General features: G+C 62.3%; 4 protein-coding genes. All 4 read right to left on the minus strand.

Annotated elements, in window-relative coordinates; genetic code table 11:
- Nucleotides 1-92 precede the first annotated feature (92 nt).
- Nucleotides 93-884: an amidohydrolase gene (locus HP546_RS26920; protein ID WP_172231890.1), complete on the minus strand. Its 792-nt coding sequence runs from the start codon at nucleotides 882-884 to the stop codon at nucleotides 93-95.
- Complete coding sequence (locus tag HP546_RS26925; protein ID WP_172231893.1) at nucleotides 872-2,020, minus strand: pyridoxal phosphate-dependent aminotransferase; 1,149 nt, start codon at nucleotides 2,018-2,020, stop codon at nucleotides 872-874. Before HP546_RS26925 ends, HP546_RS26920 begins: the two co-directional genes overlap by 13 nt.
- Before the next feature lie 111 nt (nucleotides 2,021-2,131).
- On the minus strand, nucleotides 2,132-3,595 hold the full coding sequence (der, locus tag HP546_RS26930; protein ID WP_172231896.1) for a ribosome biogenesis GTPase Der: 1,464 nt from the start codon (nucleotides 3,593-3,595) through the stop codon (nucleotides 2,132-2,134).
- Nucleotides 3,596-3,711: 116 nt separating this feature from the next.
- Nucleotides 3,712-4,146: PQQ-binding-like beta-propeller repeat protein (locus tag HP546_RS26935; protein WP_172231899.1), on the minus strand; the 435-nt coding region annotated here is incomplete at its 5' end.

Consider the following 4,146-nt stretch of genomic DNA (forward strand, 5'->3'; position numbering starts at 1 on the left):
CCTTTGGTAACTCTCGGAGCGGTTTTTTTTTGGTTGGCATACATGCACCTCTTACTCATGTTATGCCCGAACACAAAATTTCTGACACCCTCTTAGTGCAGCTCGAAGGTATCGGCATCCAGGTTGGCCGGGAACTTGGCCCGGTACGCCGCCAGCTCCGCCGCCCTCAACACGACGGTGAACACCCCGTCGGCCTCCCCCGCGCTGAGCAGGCTTTCACCCTGGAAGTCCAGCACCTGGCTATCGCCGGAATACGCAAAGCCCTTGCCATCGGTGCCCACCCGGTTCACCGCAGCCACAAAGCACAGGTTTTCGATGCCCCGCGCCGGCAGCAGCCTGTTCCAGTGCTGCCGGCGCGCCGCTGGCCAGTTGGCGGTGTACAGCAGCAGGTCGGTGTCCTGGGCGTCGCGGCTCCACACCGGGAAGCGCAGGTCGTAGCAGATCAGCGGGCGAATCCGCCAGCCCTTGAGCTCGAACTGCACCTGGCGCTCACCCGGTGTGTAGTGTTTGTGCTCGCCGGCCATGCGGAACAGGTGGCGCTTGTCGTAGTGCAGGATCTCACCGTCCGGGCGCGCCCACAGCAGGCGGTTGCGGTGGCTGCCGTCGGCGGCCTGGATGATCACGCTGCCCGTGATCACCGCGTTACGCTTCTTCGCCTGCGCCTTCAGCCATTTGTACGTCGGGCCGTTCTCCGGCTCGCACAGGCTTTCAGACTGCATTGAGAACCCGGTGGTGAACATTTCCGGCAGAACCACCAGGTCCACCTCGCCCACTTGCTCCAGCAGCACCTCGAAGTGTGCATAGTTGGCTTCGCGGTCGTGCCAGGCCAGGGTGGTTTGCACCAAAGCGACTCTCAGGTTAGGCAAGGTACTTAGATCGCGCATAATTTTTCCGCTGCCTGGCGCAGCGTCTCCTCTCGTTTGGCAAAGCACAGGCGTACCAGGCGTTGCTCGGGGATGGGTTGCTGGTAGAACACCGATACCGGGATGGTCGCCACGCCGTGCTCGCGGGTCAGCCACAGCGACATGTCGACATCATTCAGGTCCGGACGGATCAGCGAATAGTCCACCAACTGGAAATACGTACCCGCCGTGCGGGTGAAGCTGAAGCGCGAGCCTTCCAGCAAGCCGCAGAACAGGTCGCGCTTGGCCTGGTAGAAGGCTGGCAGTTCATCGATATGCTCGGGGTGCTCAGCCATGAAATCGGCCAGGGCGCACTGCAATGGCGTCACGCCGCAGAAGTTGACGTACTGGTGCACCTTGCGCAACTCGGCGGTCAACGCCGGCGGGGCGATCACGTAGCCGGTCTTCCAGCCGGTAACGTGGTAGGTCTTGCCGAACGAACTGACCACGAAGGCCTTCTGGTACAGCTCATCATGGGCCAGCACGCTGGCGTGGCGCACGCCGTCATAAACCAGGTGCTCATACACTTCATCGCTGACCAGGTAGATATCGCGTTCGGCAATCAACCGGGCCAGCTGGTCGAGGTCTTCACGGGTGATCAACGCACCGCTGGGGTTGTGCGGCGAGTTGAGGATGACCATGCGTGTGCGCGGGCTCAGGGCGTCACTGAACTTCTGCCAGTCGATACGGAAGCTGCCGTCGCTCAGTTGCACATGCACGCAACGTCCACCGGCCAGCTCCACAGATGGCTCGTAGCTGTCGTAGCAAGGGTCGAAGACGATCACCTCGTCACCGGCATGGATCAGCGCCTGGATCGCGCAGAAGATCGCCTCGGTGGCGCCGGGGGTGATGGTCACTTCCTGGTCGGCATCCACCTGCGCGCCGTACAGCCGCGCGACCTTGGCCGCTACCTGCTGACGCAGGGCCGGCAGGCCGGTCATGGGCGAATACTGGTTATGCCCGGCGGCCACATGCCGGCCGACTGCGTCGAGCAGCGCCTGCGGGCCGTTGAAATCGGGAAAACCTTGCGACAGATTGAGCGCACCGGTTTGCACGGCGAGCTGGGACATGGTGGTGAAGATGGTCGTGCCGACATTCGGCAGTTTGCTGCGGATCATGAAGCCCTCTTTCCTGGGGACTGAGAGCTATAAGCTACAAGTTTCAAGCTGCAAGCTACAAGAAAAAGCAGCGTGGATCGCTGTCTGCTTTCACTTGCAGCTTGCCGTTGATCAACGCTTGTCGCGGCGCTTCTTCTCGGCCTTCTTGTGGTGCGACATCAGGCGGCGCTTCTTGTTGACCTGGCGATCGGTGAGGGTGTTCTTCTTGCCCTCGTACGGGTTCTCACCGCCCTTGTACTCAATGCGGATCGGCGTACCGACCAGCTTCAGCACCCGGCGATAGGTGTTTTCCAGGTAACGCGAGTACGACTTGGGAATCTTGTCGGTCTGGTTGCCGTGGATCACGATCAGCGGCGGGTTGGCCCCCCCCAGGTGGGCATAGCGCAGCTTGATGCGGCGACCGTTCATCAGCGGTGGCTGGTGCTCGCTCACGGCGTCTTCGAGGATCTGCGTCAGGCGGCTGGTCGGCCAGCGGGTGACCGCCGACTTGAACGCGGCCTGTACCGACTTGTACAGGTTGCCCACGCCGGTGCCGTGCAGGGCGGAAATGAAGTGGATGTCGGCGAAGTCGACGAAGAACAGCCGGCGCTCCAGCTCGGTCTTCACGTAGTCGCGCTCACCCGGCTCCATGCCATCCCACTTGTTCAGGGCGATGACGATGGCACGGCCGGCTTCCAGGGCGAAGCCCAGCAGGTTCAGGTCGTGGTCCACCACACCTTCGCGGGCGTCCATGACGAAGATCACCACGTTGGCGTCCTTGATCGCCTGCAGGGTCTTCACCACCGAGAACTTCTCGACTTCCTCGTGGATCTTGCCGCGCTTGCGCACGCCCGCGGTGTCGATGAAGGTGTACTTGTCGCCATCGCGCTCGAACGGGATGTAGATACTGTCGCGGGTGGTGCCTGGCTCGTCGTAGACCACCACACGCTCTTCACCGAGCATGCGGTTGACCAGGGTCGACTTGCCGACGTTCGGCCGGCCGATGATGGCGATCTTGATGCCATCTTTCTCGCTCGGGCCGGGGATGCGTACCGCTTCCTCGCCTTCGGCGACTTCCTGATCGAGCGATTCCTCTTCGGCATCACGCGGCAGGTGACCGAGCACGGCTTCCATCAGGGCGTTGATACCACGGCCCTGGGAGCCCGCCACCGGAATGGCGTTGCCCATGCCCATCGGCGAGAACTCGGCGCGGGCAACGTCCGGGTCGATATTGTCGATCTTGTTGGCCACCAGGATCGCCGACTTGTTCCGCTTGCGCAGGTGTTCGGCGATCATCTGGTCTGCCGCCGTCATGCCCGCGCGGGCATCGACCAGGAACAGCACATGATCAGCTTCTTCGATGGCCATCAGCGACTGCTCGGCCATCTTCTCGTCCATGCCCACTTCGTCACCGGTGATACCGCCAGTGTCGATCAGGATGAAGGAACGACCCTGCCAGCTGGCATCACCATACTGGCGGTCACGGGTCAGGCCAGACAGGTCACCGACGATGGCATCGCGGGTCTTGGTCAGGCGGTTGAACATGGTGGATTTGCCGACGTTCGGGCGGCCCACCAGGGCAATTACGGGAACCATCGGCTCTCCACTCTCGAATTCTTGAAAATACAAAGGCCGCTGCAAGGCAGCGGCCGGAGGTCTGGCGGCGTGTCCTACGCCGCGGCTTGAAGCCCGCCAAGGCTTCAAGCATAGCTTCAGCGGATGGTCAGTGCCTCGAGCTTGCCGCTGTTGCCGAATACATAGATGGTGTCGCCGACCACAAGTGGGCGGGCGCGCAGGCCATCGCTGTCGATACGCTCACGGCCGACAAAGCGGCCATCGACCTGGCTCAGCAGGTGCAGGTAGCCCTCGAAGTCACCCACGGCCACGTAGCTGGAAAACACTTCCGGTGCCGACAGCTGACGGCGGGCCATGGTGTCGTTGGTCCACAGGGCGCTGGAAGAACGCTCATCGACGCTCTCGACGTTACCCGAGGCTTCGCTGACGTAGACGTTACCGTAGCCCTGGGCGACACCCACGTAGCTGGAAGCATCACGCTGCCAGAGCACGCGGCCGCTTTCCAGGTCCAGGCCCGCTACGCGGCCCTGGTAGGTGCTGACGTACAGGGTACCACCAGAAAGCAGCAGACC

It is taken from the genome of Pseudomonas sp. CM25, from assembly GCF_013179705.1.
GTDB lineage: Bacteria > Pseudomonadota > Gammaproteobacteria > Pseudomonadales > Pseudomonadaceae > Aquipseudomonas.

Excerpts from the sequence above, each read along its gene's own strand:
- HP546_RS26920 (WP_172231890.1), bottom strand. The coding sequence starts at position 884 with ATGCGCGATCTAAGTACCTTGCCTAACCTGAGAGTCGCTTTGGTGCAA.
- HP546_RS26925 (WP_172231893.1), bottom strand. The coding sequence starts at position 2,020 with ATGATCCGCAGCAAACTGCCGAATGTCGGCACGACCATCTTCACCACC.
- der (WP_172231896.1), bottom strand. The coding sequence starts at position 3,595 with ATGGTTCCCGTAATTGCCCTGGTGGGCCGCCCGAACGTCGGCAAATCC.